Below are 16,847 nucleotides of genomic sequence, written 5' to 3'. Positions count from 1 at the left end.
GCGCCAGCCTGCCTGTGGATAACTATGAGTCGCAGACGATTCGCCGTCAATTTCTTTTTTGAATCAACAGGTTGATATTTACCCTTGCCACAAGATGTTGTGGATAGGTTTGAATGACCGCCTATGGTGTGGGGTCACGCCCAGATCCAGCAGCGCCTTTTTATGCGCGGGCGTCGGGTATCCGGCGTTCACATCCCAGCCATAGCCGGGATGCTGTTGCGCCAAATCCACCATGATCCGGTCGCGCACCACCTTGGCCAGAATCGAGGCCGCCGCGATCGACAGGCAGCGGGCATCGCCCTTGACCACCGCCTGCGCCGGGCAGCTCAGGTCGCGCGGCAGGCGATTGCCGTCGATCAGCGCGAAATCAGGCGGTGTGCGCAGCCCGGCCAGCGCGCGGCTCATCGCCAGATGCGCGGCATTCAGGATGTTCAGCGCGTCGATTTCGGCCACATCGGCATGGGCAACGGCGCAATCGGCATTCGCCAGCAGCCAGTCGGCCAGCGCCTGCCGCCGCGCCGCCGTCAGCCGTTTTGAATCGTTCAGGCCGGGCGGAATATTCGCCGGGTCCAGCACCACCGCCGCCGCCGTGACCGGCCCGGCCAAAGGGCCGCGCCCGACCTCATCCACCCCGGCGATACGGCTGTGGCCTGCGGCGATGGCGGCGGCTTCATGGGTGAAATCGGGCAGGCTCATGCGGTGATGGTGACGGGGGGGATCGCCACTTCCTGAAGGTTGAGGCCGGGGCCGTCGCGGTCGATGACCAGAAAATCCGCCGGGTGATCCAGCGGCGTCAGCACCCCGTGCCAGACGCCCGCGCGCAGGTTCACCCCCATATCGGCAGGCACCAGAAAGGCCAGCGGCGCGCCGGGGCGGCCATCGTGATCGGGCGCGACCACCGACAGCCACGGCCCCGACAGGCGCAGCGGCATGAACGCCTGACTGCCCAGCGGGTGCCGTTCCAGCAGGGTGCAGACATAGGGCAGGCTGACCGGCTGGCTGCGAAACAGCGAGATGATCGCCTCGCCCTCGCCGCGCTGAACGGTGGCCAGCGCGTGATGCCGTTCGCAGCGACCGGCGTTTATCATCCGGTCGGGCGCGGCGCGCGGGGTCAGCAGATCGCCAAAGGGCGCAAAGGCCGTGGCAGAGATCGGGCGGGCGGTGATCGTGGTCATGCCCGCAGCCTAGCCCAGCCCCGCCAGCGCGTCGAGGATCAGCGCCATCATCCGCGCCTGCACCCAAGGGGCCGACAGCGCCGCCACCTCGGCCCGCGCGGCGGCAGACATTTCGCGGCAGCGGGCGGGGTTGGCGCGCGCCCAGTCCAGCTTGGACTGCACGTCGGCACAGCCGCGCTGCAAGGGGATGTAATGTTCCCACGGGCGGAAACGGCCGGAATAATGCACCTCCCACCCGTCCATTTCCGACAGCAGCACCGACTGGCGGTTGATCGCGTTCAGAAAGCCGGTCGGGTGGTCATAACCCGCCATCGAAATCTGATAGCGGAAGCGGTTGAAATAGCCCGCCCCGGCGGCAGGCCGGATCAGAGGGGCCAGAAACGGGTCGTCGGCGTGCTGGCGCAGCGACCATGCCAGCACCAGCCCGATGTCGAAATCGGGGTTGTCGATATGCTGGCGCACAAAGGCAAAGCGGGGGATGCGGTGCAGATCCTCCAGCATCGCCTGCCGCGCGGTATCATCGGCAGCGGCCAGTTGCGCCAGCAGGATATGCGAGGTCGGCCCGGCGGGGCGGCCCGCCGCCGGTTCCGGTTCCACCCGGCCCGAGATATTGCCGCGCCAGACCGCGCGATCCTGCTTTTCGTCCCACGGGATCGGGTCGGGGCAATCGGGCCGGGCATAGGTCGCGCCGCCCGGCTGGTGAAAACCGGGCAAGGGCCACAGCACCACGTTGCGCGCCCCGCTGCGGCGGTTATGGGCCAGCACCGGCTGACCGATGGGCCGCCCCTGATCGCTGCCGATACGGCGGCCGTCCTCCATGTCGATACGCACCGGGTCACGGCGACCCAGCGACAGGATCTGGTTGATGACGCCCTCGACCCGCTCCAGCTTGTTGTGGTGGCCCGGCTGCGCAAAGGCGCGCGGCGCGCCGTCGCGGTCGCGCGGACCGATCGCCACGGGCCAGGGCGCGCCATCCAGCCGCGTCACCTGCCCGCCGCCGTCCCATTGCGCGAACAGCGGCGACACGCCCGCCAGCCCGACAGCGGCATCCGGGGCCAGCCCGCGCAGGCAGAACGCGGCCATATCCTCGGCCAGACCGATGCCGGGCGGGGGCGAGGGGCGCAGCTGCGGCGGGCGGTCTTCGTCCAGCAGAGCCAGCAGCGTGCCGGCATCATGCGCCGCAGGTGGCGGGTGCCAGTGCAGGCGCGGCGGGCGGCGCGGCAGGTCGATCAGCGGCGCCAGATGCCGCGCCAGATCCAGCGGCGTTTCGCGATCCAGATCCAGCCGGATCAGGCGCGGATCGCCGGGGGCGAAAAAACCATCGACCGCCGCCAGATGGTCGTTCCAGTCGCTCAGCCAGATCTCGGGCAGGTCGGAAACGGCACAGTTCAGATGATGCGCATAGGCCCGCGCCACCGCCCCGCCCCGGCGCGACAGGCGGTCGGCGATCCAGCCCTCGGGGTCGCGGGTGGTCAGGATGAACGCCGCCTCGGGGCGCTGCGCGGCGATAAAGGGGAAGGCGCGCCAGCCCTCGATCAGCGGGCGCTCCAGCCGGTTGATGCGGTGCAGCCCGGCAAACAGACGCGCCCCGCCCCAACGCCGCAGCGGCACGGTGCCGGTCGCCTTGGCATGCGCGATGCCTTCGGCCAGCCGGCCTTCCTCGTGGCAGGCGGCGGCATGGCCGTTCAGCCGGAACATCTGCACCAGCCGTTCCTCGCCCGTCCAGTCGGGACCGATGTGGAAAAAGACCGGCCGCGCCGTCATCCGCGCCCCTGCACCAGATCGGCCGGGCGCGGCAGCAGCACCGTCAGCAGCCCCAGCACCGGCAGGGCCGAGCAGATGTTGAACACAAAGATCAGCCCGCGCGCATCCGCCAGCAGCCCCAGCGCCGCCGCCGAAATTCCGCCCATGCCAAAGGCAAAGCCAAAGAACAGCCCGGCAATCATCCCGGTGCGCCCCGGCACCAGTTCCTGCGCGAACACGATGATCGCCGGAAAGGCCGAGGCAAGGATCAGCCCGATCACAAAGGCCAGCGCACCGGTCGGCACCAGCCCCACATGCGGCAGCAGCAGGGTGAACGGCAGCACGCCGAGGATGGAAAACCAGATCACCCGCAGCGTGCCGATCCGGTCGCCGATGATGCCGCCCAGCATCACCCCCGCCGCCATGCCGCCAAGGAACAGAAACAGCATGATCTGCGCGCCACGCGGGGCCAGACCGAATTTCTCGATGGTGAAAAAGGTGAAATAGCTGCTGAGCAGGGCGGTATAGATATTCTTGGTAAAGACCAGAATCGCCAGCACGATCAGCGCCCGGATGATGACCGGGCGCGCGGCGGCGGGCAGCGGCTGCGCCACGGCGGCAGCGGCGCGGCGGCGGCCTTCGGCCCATGCGCCGACGCGGGCCAGCACGATCACCCCCACCGCCGCCGCCAGCGCGAACCACGCCACCGCCGGGCGGCCCAGCGGCACGACGACAAAGGCCGCCAGCAGCGGCCCCGCCGCCTGCCCGGCATTGCCGCCCAGTTGAAACAGCGATTGCGCCGTGCCGAACCTGCCGCCGGAAGCGATCCGCGCCACGCGCGAGCTTTCGGGGTGGAACACCGAACTGCCTATCCCGATCAGCATCGCCCCGCCCAGCAGCATGGCATAGCTGCCCGCAAAGGCCAGCAGCAGCACGCCCGCCAGCGTCGATGCCATGCCAAGGGCCAGCGATCGCGGCTGCGGGTGCCGGTCGGTGACGGCGCCGACCACGGGTTGCAGCAAGGACGCCGTGACCTGAAAGGCAAAGGTCAGAAACCCGATCTGGCCATAGCTGAGGCTGAATTCCGCCTGAAGCAGCGGATAGATCGCCGACAGCAGCGACTGCATCACGTCATTGACCATATGGCACAGACTTATGGCGATCAGCACCGGCCAGACGGTGGCCCGGACTGCCATGGCGGGCGGAGGAACGGCGGACATCTGGATTTCCTGCGGATCAACGACTTGCGCCAGCCTTAGCAGCCGGTCACGGCAAAGCAAATCCCGGCATGTGCAGTTGCGCCAGCCCAGCCCATACAACCTGCGCCATATATTACCTCTTTAATGCAAAAAATCGCTGAACTGTCAAGTCTGCTTTTCTTGTAGATATTGGCAGGTTCACGGCAGGCAAACAGGACATCACTATGCTTTGCAACGGAATACTTAGCAAAAAGACCAAACTGCATGGCGCGCATTCCAGGAGACGTGGCAAGATCATTGCGCGGGGTTCAGGCCAATGGTCCGAAACCTCGCATGAACACATGGCAATCTGTCCGGGCCGAGGTGCTGGACCGCATCCGTTCGGGCAAATGGGCACCGGGCGAGCTGATCCCGACCGAACAGGAACTGGCGGTGGAACTGGGCTGCGCCCGCGCCACCGTGAACCGCGCCTTACGCGAACTGGCCGACAGCGGCATCGTGGAGCGCCGCCGCAAGGTCGGCACTCGCGTCACCACCACGCCATCGCGGCGGACGGTTCTGGAAATCTCGGTCATCCGTCAGGAAATCGAGGCGACGGGCGCGGAATACGGCTATACCCTGCTGGAATGCGGCACCGTGATCCCGCCCGAACATGTCGCGCTGGCCTTGCAGATCGCGCCCGACCGGCGGGTGATGGCGGCGCGGCTGCTGTATCTGGCCAATGGCCGGCCGCATTGTTCGGAAACGGTCTGGCTGAACCTGACCGCCCTGCCCCCGGTCGAGTGCGAGAATTTCGCCATCGCCTCGCCGCATGAATGGCTGGCACGGAATGTTGCGCTGACTCATGGCCGCTTTAGCATTCTGGCCGAAGCCGCCGGGACCGAAACCGCCAGCAGCCTGCAAGTGCCCTCCGGCACCCCCTTGCTGACCATCGAGCGGACGAACTGGTCCAACACCATGCCGGTATCCTATTCCCGCCAGTCCTATCCCCCCGGCCATCGCCTGATTTCCGAAGACTGATTGCGTCCCGCGACGCGGGGGGCCAGCCCCCCAATCCGGCCAAGGCCGGATTTCCCCCCGGGATATTTGGGGACCAAAGATGGGTCGGCATGATCCCGCTGATGCAAATGTGAATCGCCAAGGGCAGCGAGGGCTGGCGCTTGTGCCGGGAAAGCCGCATTACCGGGCAAACCGAACGGAGTCCGCCATGTCCCTGCGTCTGATCGCCCTGTGTTCCCTGTTGCTGTCCTCTGCCGCCGTGGCGCAGGATGTGCCGTTTTCGGCCGCAGACATCGAGGCCGCGACCTATGGCGGCGGTGATCTGCCTGCGGGGCGGTCGGCGCTGACGGCCAAGGTGCAGATTCTGCTGGACCGCAGCGGCACCTCGCCCGGTGTGATCGACGGTTTCAAGGGCGGGATGAGCGAAAGCGCGATCAAGGCCTTTGAACGCCGCGCCGGGCTGCCGATGGACGGGATCATGGATCACGCCGTCTGGGCCATGTTGCAAGCCTATGCCGAACGTCCGGTCACGCAGGACTATACCATCACCGCCGCCGATGCCGAAGGGCTGGTGGACGCGATCCCGGTCGATTACGCGGAAAAGGCGCAGATGAGCCATATGGGCTTTACCAGCATCGCCGAAAAGCTGGGTGAGCAGTTCCACATGGACGAAAGATTCATCGCCTTTCTGAACCCCGGCGTCGATCTGGTGCCGGGCGCGACGATCAGGGTGATGGCCCCCGCGCCACGGCTGCGGGGCAAGGTGGCGGATATTTACATCGACAAGGCGACCCGCCGCGTTGCCGCCTATGATGCCAATGGCCGGATGCTGGCCGATTATCCGGCGACCGTGGGCTCGGATGCCACGCCCTCGCCTTCGGGCGAGGTGATGGTGCGGGCGGTGGCGCTGGACCCGACCTATACCTATAACCCGTCGCGGAATTTTCAGCAGGGCAGCAATGACCGCGTGCTGGTGGTGCCGCCGGGGCCGAACGGGCCGGTCGGCACGGTCTGGATCGACCTCAGCAAGCCGACCTATGGCATTCACGGCACGCCCACGCCGTCGCAACTGTTCCGCAACCAGAGCTATGGCTGCGTTCGGCTGACCAACTGGGATGCGCGCGAGCTGGCGCATCTGGTGCAGCCGGGCGTGACGCGCGTGCATTTTCTGGAACCGGGCGTGACCATCGCCGATGCCACCGGCGTCACCGTGCCCGTGGCTGTGCCGCAAACCCCGGTGGTGACGGAAACGACGGCAGCGGCGGAAACTGCGGCGGACAAGGTGCAGGAAAACACCACCGAGGAACTGGCCGATCCGCTGGCACGCGCCTTGGGCGATGCCTTGCCGCAAGATACCACGATTATTCCCGCGCCCGCCGGGGGATTGTGATGGGGTTGCGGCTCTGGGTGCTGGCGGCGGCTGTGGCGGGTGCCTCTGCCGCGGTGGCGCAACCTGCGTCCCAGCCGACACCAGACACCCGGCCCCCGACGCGGCCAGAGGCGGCGCCTGAACCCGCGCCCGAGCCGCCCCAGACCGCAGCGATGGCGCAGCCTGCCGCACCGGGGCGCGAGCAGTTCGCGACCAGCGACTTTGACCACTCGGCCTGTCTGCTGGCGCTGACGATGCTGGGCGTGCGCTATCAGGAACAGCCTCCCGTGACCGACCCCGACAACAGCGGTTGCGGCATCGACCGCCCGGTTCTGGTGCAGGATATTCAGCCCGGCATCACGCTGCATGGCGGCGCGGCGATGCGCTGCGAAATGGCGCGGTCGCTGGCGCTGTGGACGCGCGAATTCGCGCGCCCCGCCGCCGCACGCCTGCCCGGTGCCCCGCAGATCAGCGGATACCGGCTGGGATCGACCTATCAGTGCCGGGGGCGGGTTGGCGGCGATGCCGGGTCGGGCAGAATGTCGGAACATGCCTTTGGCAATGCGCTGGACATCATGGCCTTTACCTTTGCCGATGCCCCCGATCTGGCGGTCGAGCCGCGCGAAGGGTCGGGCCAGCCCGAAATGGCGTTTCAGCGCGCGGCCCGTGCGACCGCCTGCCTGTTCTTTACCACGGTTCTTGGCCCCGGATCAGACGAGGCGCATGACGACCACCTGCATCTGGATCTGGCACAGCGGCGCGGCGACTGGCGGCTGTGCCAGTAATCACCGCTGCGTGCGTTCCAGATCGAGATAGGTCGGATCGAACCGCGCCAGCCGGGTCAGGCCGTTCCAGTCGAGGATCTCGATTTCGGTGCCCTGCCAGCGAATCAGCGCGCGATCCCGCAGGTCGCGCACCGCCCGGTTGATATGGATGGGCGAGTAACCAAGAATATCGGCCAGTTCCCGCTGCAACAGCGGCAGGGAAAAGCGCATCGAATCCGCCGCGCCGACCGCGTTCAGGCGGGTGTAAATCTCGCACAGCAGATGCGCCAGATGCGCGCTTGACCGCAGCGAGGCCGCCGCGACCAGCCATTGCCGGTGGATCGCGGCGTCGATCAGGGTGGACATCCACATCAGCCGCGTCAGATGCGGATGCGTTTCGGTGATCTCGGTCAGCTCGGTGTGGTTGATAAATTCGACCTCGGTCGGGCCGACCGAAACAACCGAATGTTCCAACCCCGCCAGAACAAAGCCATGCAGATCGACAAAATCGCCCGGCACATGCAGCGCCGTGATCACGCGATCATCGGGGCGGCCGACCAGTTGATGCGACCGCGCCGACATGCCGCGCAGCATCATGCAACTGCGCTGAACCTGACGGTCGAACGGGATGATAACCTCGTCCGGGCCGAACATGACATGTTCGGTCGGGATCGCCCGCAAACGCGCGATCGCCTTGTCGTCAAGCGTGTCACGGCGTTGAAGATAGCGGATGAAATACTCAGTGATTGCCAAATCCCGCCTCCTCTTTAGCTGGCGGACATTTGCAAATAGACACTGACGGCGCAATGGGCGCACCGCCATGTCTAACATTGATTAAGACCGGCTGACCAATTTGCCTCAAGCCTTTCTAACCGCTGATTTTGCTGGGCCGGAAAGACGCAGCGACTGATCCAGCAAGGCAAAACTGTCGGCGCAATTCCGCGTGCGGCGGGTCACGAATTCGTCAAGCTGAGGCCACAGCCTGACCGCCTCGTCCAGCTTGGGGTCTGCGCCCGGCGAATACAGGCCGGCACGGATCATCAGTTCGGATTCGCTATAGGCCCCCATTGCCGCGCGGGCATGGGCGATCAGCCCGTTTTCCACCGCACTGGCCGCCGCCGGCAAAGACCGCGACACCGACCGAACCACATCCACCGCCGGAAACCGCCCGCGCTCGGCGATGGCGCGATCCAGCACGACATGGCCATCCAGCACACCGCGCAAGATGTCGGCCACGGGTTCCTCCATATCCGAACCGGCGACCAGAACGCTGAAAATGCCGGTAATATCGCCCGTCCCCTCGACCCCCGGCCCCGAGCGTTCGGCCAGCCCCATAATCAGGTTCGAGGTCGAGGGCGGAAAGCCGCGATAGCTGGGCGCTTCGCCCCCGGCCAGCGCGATTTCGCGATGCGCCTCGGCAAAGCGGGTGATCGAATCGGCCAGAAACAGCACATGCCGCCCCTGATCGCGGAAATATTCCGCCACGGTCATTGCCGCCCAGGCACAGCGCCGCCGCACCAGGGGCGACAGGTCCGAGGTCGCCGCCACGACCACGGCGCGCGCCATGCCCTGCGGCCCCAGCGTTTCTTCCACGAATTCGCGCAGTTCGCGGCCGCGTTCGCCGATCATCGCGATCACCACGACATCGGCCTGCACCCCCTTGGCCAGCATCGACAGCAGCGTGGATTTACCCACACCCGAGCCGGCGAACAGGCCGATCCGCTGGCCTTGCACGATAGGCAGCAGCGTGTCGAACACCGCCAGCCCGGTATCCAGCCGCGCGCCCAGCCGGCGGCGGCGGGCGGCAGGCGGCGCATCGGGGCGATAGGGCATCGGTCGCAGACCCTGCGGCAACACCCGCCCGTCCAGCGGTTGCCCAAAGGGATCAATGATTCGCCCGATCCATGATTCGCAGGGCGCCAGCGTCGGCGCGAACAGCAGTTCCGTCGGCGCGCCGATCGACAGCCCCTCGACATGGCGTTCGGGCAGGATGCTGGCATGGCGCTGCGACAGGCCGATCACCTCGCCACCGACATTCCCGGAAGGCATTGAAAACGAAACACGATCCCCGACAGAAGCGTGCCCGTTCAGCCCGCTGACACTGATCGTTCCAGCCCGGATCGCCTGCACGCGCCCATGATAGCGGGCCGCACGCGCGGCCCTGATCCGGGTGGCGATAGATTCCAGTTTTTCCATCTCAGCACTCTCCTGTCTTGCGAATTTCTGCCGCGTCGAAAGGGTTTCTAAACCATTCGGGGTTAAGACCGGGTTTATCGGAACCAGGGAGAAGCCTCGGTGTTTGAAAGAATTACGACGTTGAAAATGGCACGGGCCATGACGAATCACGCTGTGGCCCGACAGGTGGTGACAGCCCGCAACATCGCCAATGCCGACACGCCCGGCTATCAGGCCAAGGATCTGGAAAAGTTTGCCGACAGCTATGGCAGGCCGTCCACCTCGGGCATGAACGCGACCCGTGCGCGCCATATCACCGCACCGCTGTGGTCCGGTGGCAGCCCGCGTATCATCGCGGAAACCGAAGGTGCCTCGCCCAACGGCAACACCGTCACCATCGAGGACGAGATGATGCGCTCGGCCTCGGTCAAGCGGCAGCACGATCTGGCCCTGGGGATCTACAAATCGGGGCTGGACATGCTGCGCACCAGTCTGGGCCGGGGCTAAGCGATGGATCGCATCTCCGCCACAGAACTGGCCGCATCCGGCATGAAGGCACAGGCCGAACGGCTGCGCCGCGTGTCCGAAAACATCGCCAATGCCGACACGCCCGGCTATCGCCGCAAGCTGGTCAGCTTTGAAGAACAGGTCAGCTTTGGCCGCCCGACCGGCGGCGTTCAGGTGGGGCGCACCCGGCTGGATCAGACCGAACTGCCGCAGGTCTTCGACCCCGCCCACCCAATGGCGGACGAGACCGGATACTATGCCGGATCGAACGTCAGCCTGATCGTCGAGATCGCCGATTCCCGCGAGGCCAGCCGCAGCTATGAGGCGAACCTGCGGGCCTTTGAACAATCACGTCAGATGGGATCGTCCCTTCTGGAACTGCTGCGCCGCTGAAAGGATTTCAGATGATTACGACGGTAAACGCCGCCAACGCCTATGCCACCGCCCGCCGCGCCACCGCACCCGATGGCCCGGCAGAAGGTCAGGTTTCCCCGCAACTGCGCAACGCCGCCGACGAATTCGGCGCGATGATGCAGCAGGCCGACAAGACCGCCACCGCCACCATGGCAGGCAAGGCCGACACCCACGATCTGGTGCAATCGCTGGCCGAAACCCAGCTGGCGCTGGAAACGGTCGTCGCCATCCGCGACAAGGTGGTCGAGGCCTATCAGGAAATCCTGCGGATGCCGGTGTAAGGCCGCCCCGATGGACGAGACGATCCTCTTTGACATGATGCGTCAGGCGCTGCTGCTGGCGGTGCGCATCTCGGCCCCGCTGCTGATCGTGGCGTTGGTGGCCGGTGTCATCATCGGTCTGTTTCAGGCGCTGACCTCGGTTCAGGAAATGACGCTGACCTTCGTGCCCAAGGTCGGGCTGATGCTGATCGTCTTCTGGGTCACGATGAGCTTTATGACCACCGCCCTGTCCGATTTCTACACCGGGCAGATCATCCCGCTGATTGCCGGAAGCTGAGCCATGGACAACGCCATCTATGCCACCCTGACCCGCCAATCGGGTCTGATGAACGAAATGCGCACCGTCGCCAACAATATCGCCAACGCCAACACCAACGGTTTCCGCCGCGAGGGGGTGATCTTTTCCGAACACCTGACCGCGCTGGACCGGCGCGGCGATACGCTGTCGATGGCCAATGCCCGCGGGCGGCTGGTCGATCTGACCGCCGCGCCCGTCAGCCAGACCAACGGCACCTTTGACGTCGCCATCGAGGGCGAGGGCTTTTTCATGGTCCAGACGCCCCAAGGCAACCGCCTGACCCGCGCGGGCGCCTATATGCTGTCACCCGAGGGCGAGCTGATGAACGCCGAAGGGCATCGCCTGCTGGACGAAGGGCAGGCCCCGATTGCCATCCCCGGCGGCGTTGACCGCATCGCCATCGGTCCCGACGGCACGGTGTCCGCCGACGGCCAGCCGGTGGCGCAGATCGGCGTCTTTGCCGAACCCCCGCGCGAGGACATCACCTATACCGGCGGCACCCTGTTCGTCCCTTCGGGCGAGGTCGAGCCGCTGGAAAACCCCCGCATCCTGCAAGGCTTTCTGGAAGATTCCAACGTCAACCCCTTGCAGGAAATCAGCCGCATGATCGAGGTGCAGCGCGCCTACGAACTTGGCCAGTCCTTCCTTGACCGCGAGGATCAGCGCATCCGCAACGTCATCACCGCCATGAGCCGCTGAAAGGTTTAACCCTATGAAAGCCCTGCAAATCGCCGCCACCGGCATGAGCGCCCAGCAAACCCGCGTCGATGTGATTTCCCACAACCTCGCGAACATGTCCACGACCGGCTATAATGCCCGCCGCGCCGAATTCGCCGATCTGGCCTATCAGCAGGTGACGCGCCCCGGCACCATCACCGCATCCGACGGCACCATCGTTCCGGCCGGCGTGCAGCTTGGCCTTGGCGTGCGCCCGACCGCCGTAACGGTGAACCTGCAACAAGGTTCGCTGACGAATACCGGCAATGATCTGGATCTGGCCATCGAGGGTCTGGGCTATCTGGAGGTCACGCTGCCGTCCGGCATTTCCGCCTATACCCGCGACGGCGGGCTGAAACGCACGGGCGAGGGGCTGATCGTCACCTCGGACGGCTACGAGGTCGCGCCGGGCATCACCATCCCGGCCGAGGCGCGGTCCATCGCCATCAACGCCCAGGGCGAGGTTTACGCCTATTTCAACGACCAGACCGAACCGGAGATGCTGGGCCAGATCACGCTGGCGGGCTTTGTGAACGAAAAGGGGCTAGAGGCGGTCGGCTCGAACCTGTTTCTGGAAACCATGGCATCCGGCCCCCCAATGGTCGCCGCGCCGGGGCTGGAGGGTCTGGGCACGCTGCGGCAGGGCTATCTTGAGGAAAGCTCGGTCGATGCCGTGCGTGAAATCACCGAACTGATCAAGGCGCAGCGTGGCTATGAACTGAACTCCAAGGTTATCACCGCCGCCGACCAGATGCTGGGCGCAACGGTGCAGGTGCGCTGATGCGGGGGCTGATCCTTGCCGCCCTGCTGGCCGCTGCCGGCCCGGCGCAGGCCGAAGGCTGGGCCGCCGCCCGCACCCTGCCGGCCGGAACGGTGATTTCCGAATCCGACCTGATCCGCACCGCCGACGCGCGCGGCATCAGCGATGCCGGGCAGGCCATCGGGCAGCAGACCCGCTTTACCATCTACGAAGGCCGCCCCGTCACCGCCTCGGGCCTGCGCGCCCCGCGTCTGGTGGACCGCAACCAGATCGTGCGGCTGGCCTATGAGCGCGGCGCGCTGCGCATCGAGGCCGAGGGCCGCGCCCTGTCCGAAGGCGCAGCGGGCGATGTGATCCGCGTGATGAACACCGCCTCGCGCAGCACCGTGACCGCGCGCGTGAACCCCGACGGCAGCGTGACCGTCACCAACTGATCCATGAATGGAAGAATCCTCGTGAAAACCGCCATCAAACTGATCTGCCTGACGCTGGCCGTGGCCGCCTGCGGGCGCACCGACCATCTGGGCAAACCGCCGACCATGACCGAACCGCAGGCTTCGGTCGAATTCGCCGCCATGACCAATCCGCCGCTGGAAATCACCCCCAGCACCGGCCGCCCCGAGGCCGCCGCCTCGCTGTGGGAAAGCTCTCAGAACTCGCTGGTGGGCGATCGCCGCGCGACGCAGCGCGGCGACATTCTGACGGTGGTGATCCAGATCGACGACCGCGCCGAAATGTCGAACACCACCGGCCGGTCGCGCAAAGCCTCGGACGAAGCTGGCATTTCCTCGCTGGCGGGCATTCCGCAGCGGCTGGACAGCAAACTGCCCGAAGGCGCGACCATGGCCGATCTGGTCGATATGGATTCGTCGTCCACCTTCAAAGGCACCGGCAATATCTCGCGCCGGGATAAGGTCACGCTGCGCGTGGCGGCCACGGTGCTGGACCGCCTGCCCAACGGTGTGCTGCAAATTCAGGGCACGCAAGAGGTGCGCGTGAACTTCGAGATGCGCGAACTGACCGTCAGCGGCTTTGTCCGCCCCGAAGACATCAGCCGCCGCAACGAGGTGGCCTATGACCGCATCGCGGGCGCGCGGATTTCCTATGGCGGGCGCGGCCAGATCAGCGATGTGCAGCAGCCGCGCTATGGCCAGCAACTGGCCGACATCGTTCTGCCCTATTGAGGTTCAGCCATGGTCAAGAAAATTCTGATGCTGGTGCTGCCGCTGGTGGCGTTCATCGGCGGCGCTTTTGGTGGCGACATGCTGCGCGGCGGGGCCAAGGCCGATGCCGCCGCCGCAGCCCCGGACGATGAGGGCCAGAACCACGCCGCCGCCCCGCACGAAGCCCCCGCCGCAAACGGCGCCGAGGGGGCAGCGGTTGAACTTGCGTGGTTCGGCTTTGCCAACCAGTTCTTTGTGCCCATCGTGCGCAACGGCAAGACCGATTCGATGATGATCCTGACCGTCTCGCTGGAGGTGACTGGCCCCAGCAGACCCAAGGTCGAAAATATGGAGGCGCGGCTGCGCGACGCCCTGCTGCGCTCGCTGATGATCCACGCCAACACCGGCGGGTTCGACGGCAACTTTACCGCCGATGCCCGGCTGGAGCCGCTGCGCTCGACCTTGCTGAACGCCGCGCAGCGGGTGGCCGGGCCGGATGTCCACGCCGTCCTGATCGAAGACATCGCCCGCAAAGAGGTCTGACCCGGTTGCGGCGCGGGCGCGGGAATGGCACACCCGCGCAAACCGAAAGGGCGCCGATGCCGCAGATCGTGATCCTGATGGCCACCTATAACGGGGCGGCGTTCCTGCCCCGGCAACTGGCCAGCATCGCCGCCCAGACGCATCGGAACTGGCGGCTGATCTGTTCGGATGACGGATCGACCGACGATACGCGCGCGGTGATCGCCGGTTTCGCCGCCGGCCACACGCCGGGGCAGGTGCAGATCATCGACGGCCCGCGCGCGGGGGCGACCGCGAATTTCCTGCACCTGATCGCGCAGGCGGCACCGGGCGCATGGCTGGCGTTTTCCGATCAGGATGACGACTGGCACCCCGACAAGCTGCACCGCGCCGTGGCGATGACCACGCCCCGGCCCGGCCCGGCGCATTATTCCGCCCGCACGCTGATCTGCGATGCAGATCTGAACGTGCTGACCGAATCGCCGCGCTTTGCCCGGCCATTCGGATTGCGCAATGCTTTGGTGCAGGCCTGCACGGCGGGAAATACCAGCGTCTTCAACCCCGCCGCTGCCGCAATTCTGCAAGCGGGCGCGGCGGCGGCGCGGGCGGCACATGTGGTGTCGCATGACTGGTGGGCCTATCAACTGATTGCGGGCGCGGGCGGCGCGATCCTCAAAGACGATACGCCGGTACTGAAATACCGTCAGCACGGCGCGAACGAGATGGGGCGCAACGACACCGCCGCCGCCCGACGCAAGCGGCTGGCCATGCTGTTCGACGGCAGTTTCGGCGGCTGGCTGGCGGCGAATCACGCGGCGCTGACCGGGGCGGGCGATCTGCTGACCGCCCGCAACCGCGCCGTGCTGCACGATTTCGGTGCCGCTCTGCACGCGCCCGGCCCCGTGGCGGCGGCGCGGCTGGCGCGGCTGGGACTTTACCGCCACGAAACCGCAGGCACCGCCGCGCTATATGCCGCCGCTGCGATGGGGAGACTGCGGTGCGTTACAGCAGGTGATGCAACCGGCGATGGATCAGCGGGATAATCCCCCAGATCATCGCACAGACCACCAGCGGCACCAAGATCAGCGTCCGCACCGGCAGCGGCCAGCCCGGCGTCAGGGCAATCAGGACCATCAGCCCCAGCGTCACCAGCGGATAGACAAAGGCGAACACCAGCAGGGCCAAGCGAATACGTGAGGGTTGAGCGGCGGGCGTGGTCATGGCAAAACACCTATCGAGACGTCGCGTCTCGATTAATAGAACGGATCGTTCCGATATGCAAGCACAAACCTCGCCGGCCGACACAGCGCGCGCCTCGATCGGTGCCCGCCGCAACCCGGCGACCGAAGCGGCGGTTCTGGATGCGGCGATGCAGATCATCGCGGAACAGGGCTTTGCCAGCCTGACGATGGAATCGGTCGCGCGCCGTGCCCGCGCAGGCAAGGCCACGCTTTATCGGTGGTGGCCCAGCCGGGCGCATCTGCTGTTGGCGCTGTATTCGCGAGCCAAATCGGCGCTGCCCGAACCCGACAGCGGCGACATGATGCAGGATCTGACCGCACATCTGGCCGACATGTTGCGGCAGTTGAACGGCAGCGACGGGCAGCAACCGCTGGCCCCGCTGCTGCGGCTGTTGATCGCCGAGGCGCAGACCGATGCCACCGTCCGGCAGGCGCTGGAACAGCAGCGGCAGGAAAGCTGGCTGCATCTGGACCATATCTTTGCGCGCGCGCAGCAAAGGGGCGAACTGAACCCGGCGTTGTCGCCGCGACAGGCGGCTCAGCGGCTGATCGCGATGCTGTGGTATCTGCTGCTGACCGACGCCCTGCCCGCGCCGGATCAGGCGGCAACGCTGGTCAGAACCCTGACCGCCGATCTGCGCGCCTGATTAACCCAGCAACCGGCCCAGATAGCGGCCATAATCGTTCTTGGCGAATTTCGCCGCCCGGTCGCGCAGCTGATCGGCGCTGATCCAGCCCTGCTGGAACGCGATCTCGTCGGGGCTGCCGGTTTGCAGGCCCTGCCGGTTTTCCAGCGTGCGCACGAAATTCCCCGCATCCAGCAGGCTGGCGTGGGTGCCGGTGTCCAGCCAGGCATAACCACGCCCCATCAGTTCAACCGTCAGCGAGCCATCCGCCAGATAGCTTTCCAGCAAGGTGGTGATTTCCAGCTCGCCCCTTTCGGACGGTTGCACCTGTGCGGCGCGTTCCGGCGCGGTGCCGTCGAGGAAATACAGGCCGGTCACGGCATAGTTCGACGGCGGCACCGGCGGCTTTTCGATGATCGAGCGCACCCGCCCGTCCGCATCGAAATCGACCACGCCATAGCGTTCCGGGTCAACCACATGATAGCCGAACACCTTGCCGCCGGCTTCCTGCGCGCTGGCCTCGGCCAGCATCTTGCCCAGACCGACGCCGAAAAAGATGTTATCGCCCAAGACCATAGCCGAAGGCGCGCCGTTCAGAAAATCGCGCGCCAGCAGATAGGCCTGCGCCAGCCCGTCGGGGCTGGGTTGCACGATCCATTCAAAGCGCAGCCCCCATTGCGACCCATCGCCCAGCAGGCGCTGAAACTGGGCCTGATCCTCGGGCGTGGTGATGATCGCGATCTCGCGGATGCCGGCCAGCATCAGCACCGAGATCGGATAGTAGATCATCGGCTTGTCATAGATCGGCAGCAGTTGTTTCGACACGCCCATGGTGATCGGATACAGCCGCGTGCCCGAACCGCCTGCCAGAATAATGCCCTTGCGCTGCATGTG

The 16,847-nt window shown here is 66.1% G+C and carries 23 protein-coding genes; 14 read left to right on the top strand and 9 right to left on the bottom strand.

Features of this window, described 5'->3' with window-relative positions; translation table 11 throughout:
- Nucleotides 1–78: 78 nt before the first annotated feature.
- From Q4G14_RS01070 to Q4G14_RS01050, 5 genes are read right to left on the bottom strand one after another with little or no spacing between them, the layout of a single operon-like run.
- Nucleotides 79–696, bottom strand: coding sequence for a ribonuclease HII (locus tag Q4G14_RS01070; protein ID WP_303359863.1), 618 nt, complete (start codon nt 694–696; stop codon nt 79–81).
- Nucleotides 693–1,175 (bottom strand): ureidoglycolate lyase, encoded by a 483-nt coding sequence (locus tag Q4G14_RS01065; RefSeq protein WP_303359862.1) that lies wholly within the window; start codon nt 1,173–1,175, stop codon nt 693–695. The genes Q4G14_RS01070 and Q4G14_RS01065 overlap by 4 nt, the downstream gene beginning before the upstream one ends.
- A gap of 9 nt (nt 1,176–1,184) precedes the next feature.
- On the bottom strand, nt 1,185–2,939 hold the full coding sequence (locus Q4G14_RS01060) for a glycosyl transferase family 90 (protein ID WP_303359861.1): 1,755 nt from the start codon (nt 2,937–2,939) through the stop codon (nt 1,185–1,187).
- Nucleotides 2,936–4,138, bottom strand: a complete 1,203-nt coding sequence (locus Q4G14_RS01055; protein WP_303359860.1) for an MFS transporter — start codon at nt 4,136–4,138, stop codon at nt 2,936–2,938. Before Q4G14_RS01055 ends, Q4G14_RS01060 begins: the two co-directional genes overlap by 4 nt.
- Nucleotides 4,139–4,173: 35 nt before the next feature.
- Nucleotides 4,174–4,392, bottom strand: coding sequence for a hypothetical protein (locus tag Q4G14_RS01050; RefSeq protein ID WP_303359859.1), 219 nt, complete (start codon nt 4,390–4,392; stop codon nt 4,174–4,176).
- Nucleotides 4,393–4,450: 58 nt separating this feature from the next.
- On the opposite strand from Q4G14_RS01050, the gene Q4G14_RS01045 reads away from it, so the two are divergent.
- The 3 genes from Q4G14_RS01045 (at nt 4,451) to Q4G14_RS01035 (ending at nt 7,270) form a co-directional block, all read left to right on the top strand.
- Nucleotides 4,451–5,137 (top strand): GntR family transcriptional regulator, encoded by a 687-nt coding sequence (locus tag Q4G14_RS01045; RefSeq protein WP_303359858.1) that lies wholly within the window; start codon nt 4,451–4,453, stop codon nt 5,135–5,137.
- Nucleotides 5,138–5,324: 187 nt separating this feature from the next.
- On the top strand, nt 5,325–6,506 hold the full coding sequence (locus Q4G14_RS01040) for a L,D-transpeptidase (protein WP_303359857.1): 1,182 nt from the start codon (nt 5,325–5,327) through the stop codon (nt 6,504–6,506).
- A complete protein-coding gene (locus Q4G14_RS01035; protein WP_303359856.1) occupies nt 6,506–7,270 on the top strand; it encodes an extensin family protein in 765 nt (254 codons plus the stop codon). The genes Q4G14_RS01040 and Q4G14_RS01035 overlap by 1 nt, the downstream gene beginning before the upstream one ends.
- Here the strand turns inward: Q4G14_RS01035 and Q4G14_RS01030 are convergent, their stop codons facing one another.
- Nucleotides 7,271–8,002: a Crp/Fnr family transcriptional regulator gene (locus Q4G14_RS01030; protein ID WP_303359855.1), complete on the bottom strand. Its 732-nt coding sequence runs from the start codon at nt 8,000–8,002 to the stop codon at nt 7,271–7,273.
- A gap of 105 nt (nt 8,003–8,107) precedes the next feature.
- Nucleotides 8,108–9,445, bottom strand: coding sequence for a FliI/YscN family ATPase (locus tag Q4G14_RS01025; RefSeq protein WP_303359854.1), 1,338 nt, complete (start codon nt 9,443–9,445; stop codon nt 8,108–8,110).
- A gap of 99 nt (nt 9,446–9,544) precedes the next feature.
- Here Q4G14_RS01025 and Q4G14_RS01020 point away from each other — a divergent pair, with 99 nt between their 5' ends.
- The 10 genes from Q4G14_RS01020 to Q4G14_RS00975 are packed head-to-tail and all read left to right on the top strand — an operon-like array spanning nt 9,545 to nt 15,129.
- Nucleotides 9,545–9,931, top strand: a complete 387-nt coding sequence (locus tag Q4G14_RS01020) for a FlgB family protein (RefSeq protein WP_303359853.1) — start codon at nt 9,545–9,547, stop codon at nt 9,929–9,931.
- 3 nt (nt 9,932–9,934) lie between these two features.
- Nucleotides 9,935–10,324: a flagellar basal body rod protein FlgC gene (gene flgC / locus Q4G14_RS01015; protein ID WP_303359852.1), complete on the top strand. Its 390-nt coding sequence runs from the start codon at nt 9,935–9,937 to the stop codon at nt 10,322–10,324.
- A gap of 11 nt (nt 10,325–10,335) precedes the next feature.
- Complete coding sequence (gene fliE, locus Q4G14_RS01010; RefSeq protein ID WP_303359851.1) at nt 10,336–10,626, top strand: flagellar hook-basal body complex protein FliE; 291 nt, start codon at nt 10,336–10,338, stop codon at nt 10,624–10,626.
- A gap of 10 nt (nt 10,627–10,636) precedes the next feature.
- Nucleotides 10,637–10,903, top strand: coding sequence for a flagellar biosynthetic protein FliQ (locus tag Q4G14_RS01005; protein WP_303359850.1), 267 nt, complete (start codon nt 10,637–10,639; stop codon nt 10,901–10,903).
- Between the two features lie 3 nt (nt 10,904–10,906).
- Nucleotides 10,907–11,623, top strand: coding sequence for a flagellar hook-basal body complex protein (locus Q4G14_RS01000; protein ID WP_303359849.1), 717 nt, complete (start codon nt 10,907–10,909; stop codon nt 11,621–11,623).
- Between the two features lie 13 nt (nt 11,624–11,636).
- Nucleotides 11,637–12,422 carry a flagellar basal-body rod protein FlgG gene (gene flgG / locus Q4G14_RS00995; protein ID WP_303359848.1) on the top strand — a complete coding sequence of 262 codons (786 nt, stop codon included), beginning with the start codon at nt 11,637–11,639 and terminating at the stop codon, nt 12,420–12,422.
- Complete coding sequence (flgA, locus tag Q4G14_RS00990; RefSeq protein ID WP_303359847.1) at nt 12,422–12,835, top strand: flagellar basal body P-ring formation chaperone FlgA; 414 nt, start codon at nt 12,422–12,424, stop codon at nt 12,833–12,835. The genes flgG and flgA overlap by 1 nt, the downstream gene beginning before the upstream one ends.
- A gap of 3 nt (nt 12,836–12,838) precedes the next feature.
- The gene (flgH, locus tag Q4G14_RS00985) at nt 12,839–13,585 is read left to right on the top strand and encodes a flagellar basal body L-ring protein FlgH (protein WP_303359846.1); all 747 of its coding nucleotides are present in this window, start codon (nt 12,839–12,841) and stop codon (nt 13,583–13,585) included.
- 9 nt (nt 13,586–13,594) lie between these two features.
- On the top strand, nt 13,595–14,107 hold the full coding sequence (locus tag Q4G14_RS00980) for a hypothetical protein (protein ID WP_303359845.1): 513 nt from the start codon (nt 13,595–13,597) through the stop codon (nt 14,105–14,107).
- 56 nt (nt 14,108–14,163) lie between these two features.
- A complete protein-coding gene (locus tag Q4G14_RS00975) occupies nt 14,164–15,129 on the top strand; it encodes a glycosyltransferase (RefSeq protein ID WP_303359844.1) in 966 nt (321 codons plus the stop codon).
- Here the strand turns inward: Q4G14_RS00975 and Q4G14_RS00970 are convergent.
- The gene (locus Q4G14_RS00970; RefSeq protein ID WP_303359843.1) at nt 15,089–15,307 is read right to left on the bottom strand and encodes a hypothetical protein; all 219 of its coding nucleotides are present in this window, start codon (nt 15,305–15,307) and stop codon (nt 15,089–15,091) included. The genes Q4G14_RS00975 and Q4G14_RS00970 overlap by 41 nt on opposite strands.
- Nucleotides 15,308–15,362: 55 nt before the next feature.
- Here Q4G14_RS00970 and Q4G14_RS00965 point away from each other — a divergent pair, with 55 nt between their 5' ends.
- Entirely contained in the window at nt 15,363–15,974 is a 612-nt protein-coding gene (locus Q4G14_RS00965) for a TetR/AcrR family transcriptional regulator (RefSeq protein ID WP_303359842.1), read from the top strand.
- Here Q4G14_RS00965 and rfbA read toward each other — a convergent pair whose 3' ends face one another.
- Nucleotides 15,975–16,844: a glucose-1-phosphate thymidylyltransferase RfbA gene (gene rfbA / locus Q4G14_RS00960; protein ID WP_303359841.1), complete on the bottom strand. Its 870-nt coding sequence runs from the start codon at nt 16,842–16,844 to the stop codon at nt 15,975–15,977. It abuts the gene before it with no gap.
- Between the last annotated feature and the right edge of the window lie 3 nt (nt 16,845–16,847).

Origin of the sequence: Paracoccus sp. (in: a-proteobacteria) (assembly GCF_030538755.1) — a bacterium.
Lineage (GTDB): Bacteria > Pseudomonadota > Alphaproteobacteria > Rhodobacterales > Rhodobacteraceae > Paracoccus.
The sequence above is the reverse complement of the archived record's forward strand: the minus strand, read 5'-3'. Positions and strand labels throughout refer to the sequence as shown.

Bases quoted from the DNA above. Each gene is read 5' to 3' on its own strand.
- flgH (WP_303359846.1), top strand. From the start codon at position 12,839: ATGAATGGAAGAATCCTCGTGAAAACCGCCATCAAACTGATCTGCCTG.
- Q4G14_RS01040 (WP_303359857.1), top strand. From the start codon at position 5,325: ATGTCCCTGCGTCTGATCGCCCTGTGTTCCCTGTTGCTGTCCTCTGCC.
- flgC (WP_303359852.1), top strand. From the start codon at position 9,935: ATGGATCGCATCTCCGCCACAGAACTGGCCGCATCCGGCATGAAGGCA.
- Q4G14_RS01025 (WP_303359854.1), bottom strand. From the start codon at position 9,445: ATGGAAAAACTGGAATCTATCGCCACCCGGATCAGGGCCGCGCGTGCG.
- Q4G14_RS00970 (WP_303359843.1), bottom strand. From the start codon at position 15,307: ATGACCACGCCCGCCGCTCAACCCTCACGTATTCGCTTGGCCCTGCTG.
- flgA (WP_303359847.1), top strand. From the start codon at position 12,422: ATGCGGGGGCTGATCCTTGCCGCCCTGCTGGCCGCTGCCGGCCCGGCG.
- Q4G14_RS01000 (WP_303359849.1), top strand. From the start codon at position 10,907: ATGGACAACGCCATCTATGCCACCCTGACCCGCCAATCGGGTCTGATG.
- Q4G14_RS00980 (WP_303359845.1), top strand. From the start codon at position 13,595: ATGGTCAAGAAAATTCTGATGCTGGTGCTGCCGCTGGTGGCGTTCATC.
- rfbA (WP_303359841.1), bottom strand. From the start codon at position 16,844: ATGCAGCGCAAGGGCATTATTCTGGCAGGCGGTTCGGGCACGCGGCTG.
- Q4G14_RS01050 (WP_303359859.1), bottom strand. From the start codon at position 4,392: ATGCGCGCCATGCAGTTTGGTCTTTTTGCTAAGTATTCCGTTGCAAAG.
- Q4G14_RS01055 (WP_303359860.1), bottom strand. From the start codon at position 4,138: ATGTCCGCCGTTCCTCCGCCCGCCATGGCAGTCCGGGCCACCGTCTGG.
- Q4G14_RS01060 (WP_303359861.1), bottom strand. From the start codon at position 2,939: ATGACGGCGCGGCCGGTCTTTTTCCACATCGGTCCCGACTGGACGGGC.
- flgG (WP_303359848.1), top strand. From the start codon at position 11,637: ATGAAAGCCCTGCAAATCGCCGCCACCGGCATGAGCGCCCAGCAAACC.
- fliE (WP_303359851.1), top strand. From the start codon at position 10,336: ATGATTACGACGGTAAACGCCGCCAACGCCTATGCCACCGCCCGCCGC.
- Q4G14_RS01005 (WP_303359850.1), top strand. From the start codon at position 10,637: ATGGACGAGACGATCCTCTTTGACATGATGCGTCAGGCGCTGCTGCTG.
- Q4G14_RS01035 (WP_303359856.1), top strand. From the start codon at position 6,506: ATGGGGTTGCGGCTCTGGGTGCTGGCGGCGGCTGTGGCGGGTGCCTCT.
- Q4G14_RS01065 (WP_303359862.1), bottom strand. From the start codon at position 1,175: ATGACCACGATCACCGCCCGCCCGATCTCTGCCACGGCCTTTGCGCCC.
- Q4G14_RS01070 (WP_303359863.1), bottom strand. From the start codon at position 696: ATGAGCCTGCCCGATTTCACCCATGAAGCCGCCGCCATCGCCGCAGGC.
- Q4G14_RS00975 (WP_303359844.1), top strand. From the start codon at position 14,164: ATGCCGCAGATCGTGATCCTGATGGCCACCTATAACGGGGCGGCGTTC.
- Q4G14_RS01045 (WP_303359858.1), top strand. From the start codon at position 4,451: ATGAACACATGGCAATCTGTCCGGGCCGAGGTGCTGGACCGCATCCGT.
- Q4G14_RS00965 (WP_303359842.1), top strand. From the start codon at position 15,363: ATGCAAGCACAAACCTCGCCGGCCGACACAGCGCGCGCCTCGATCGGT.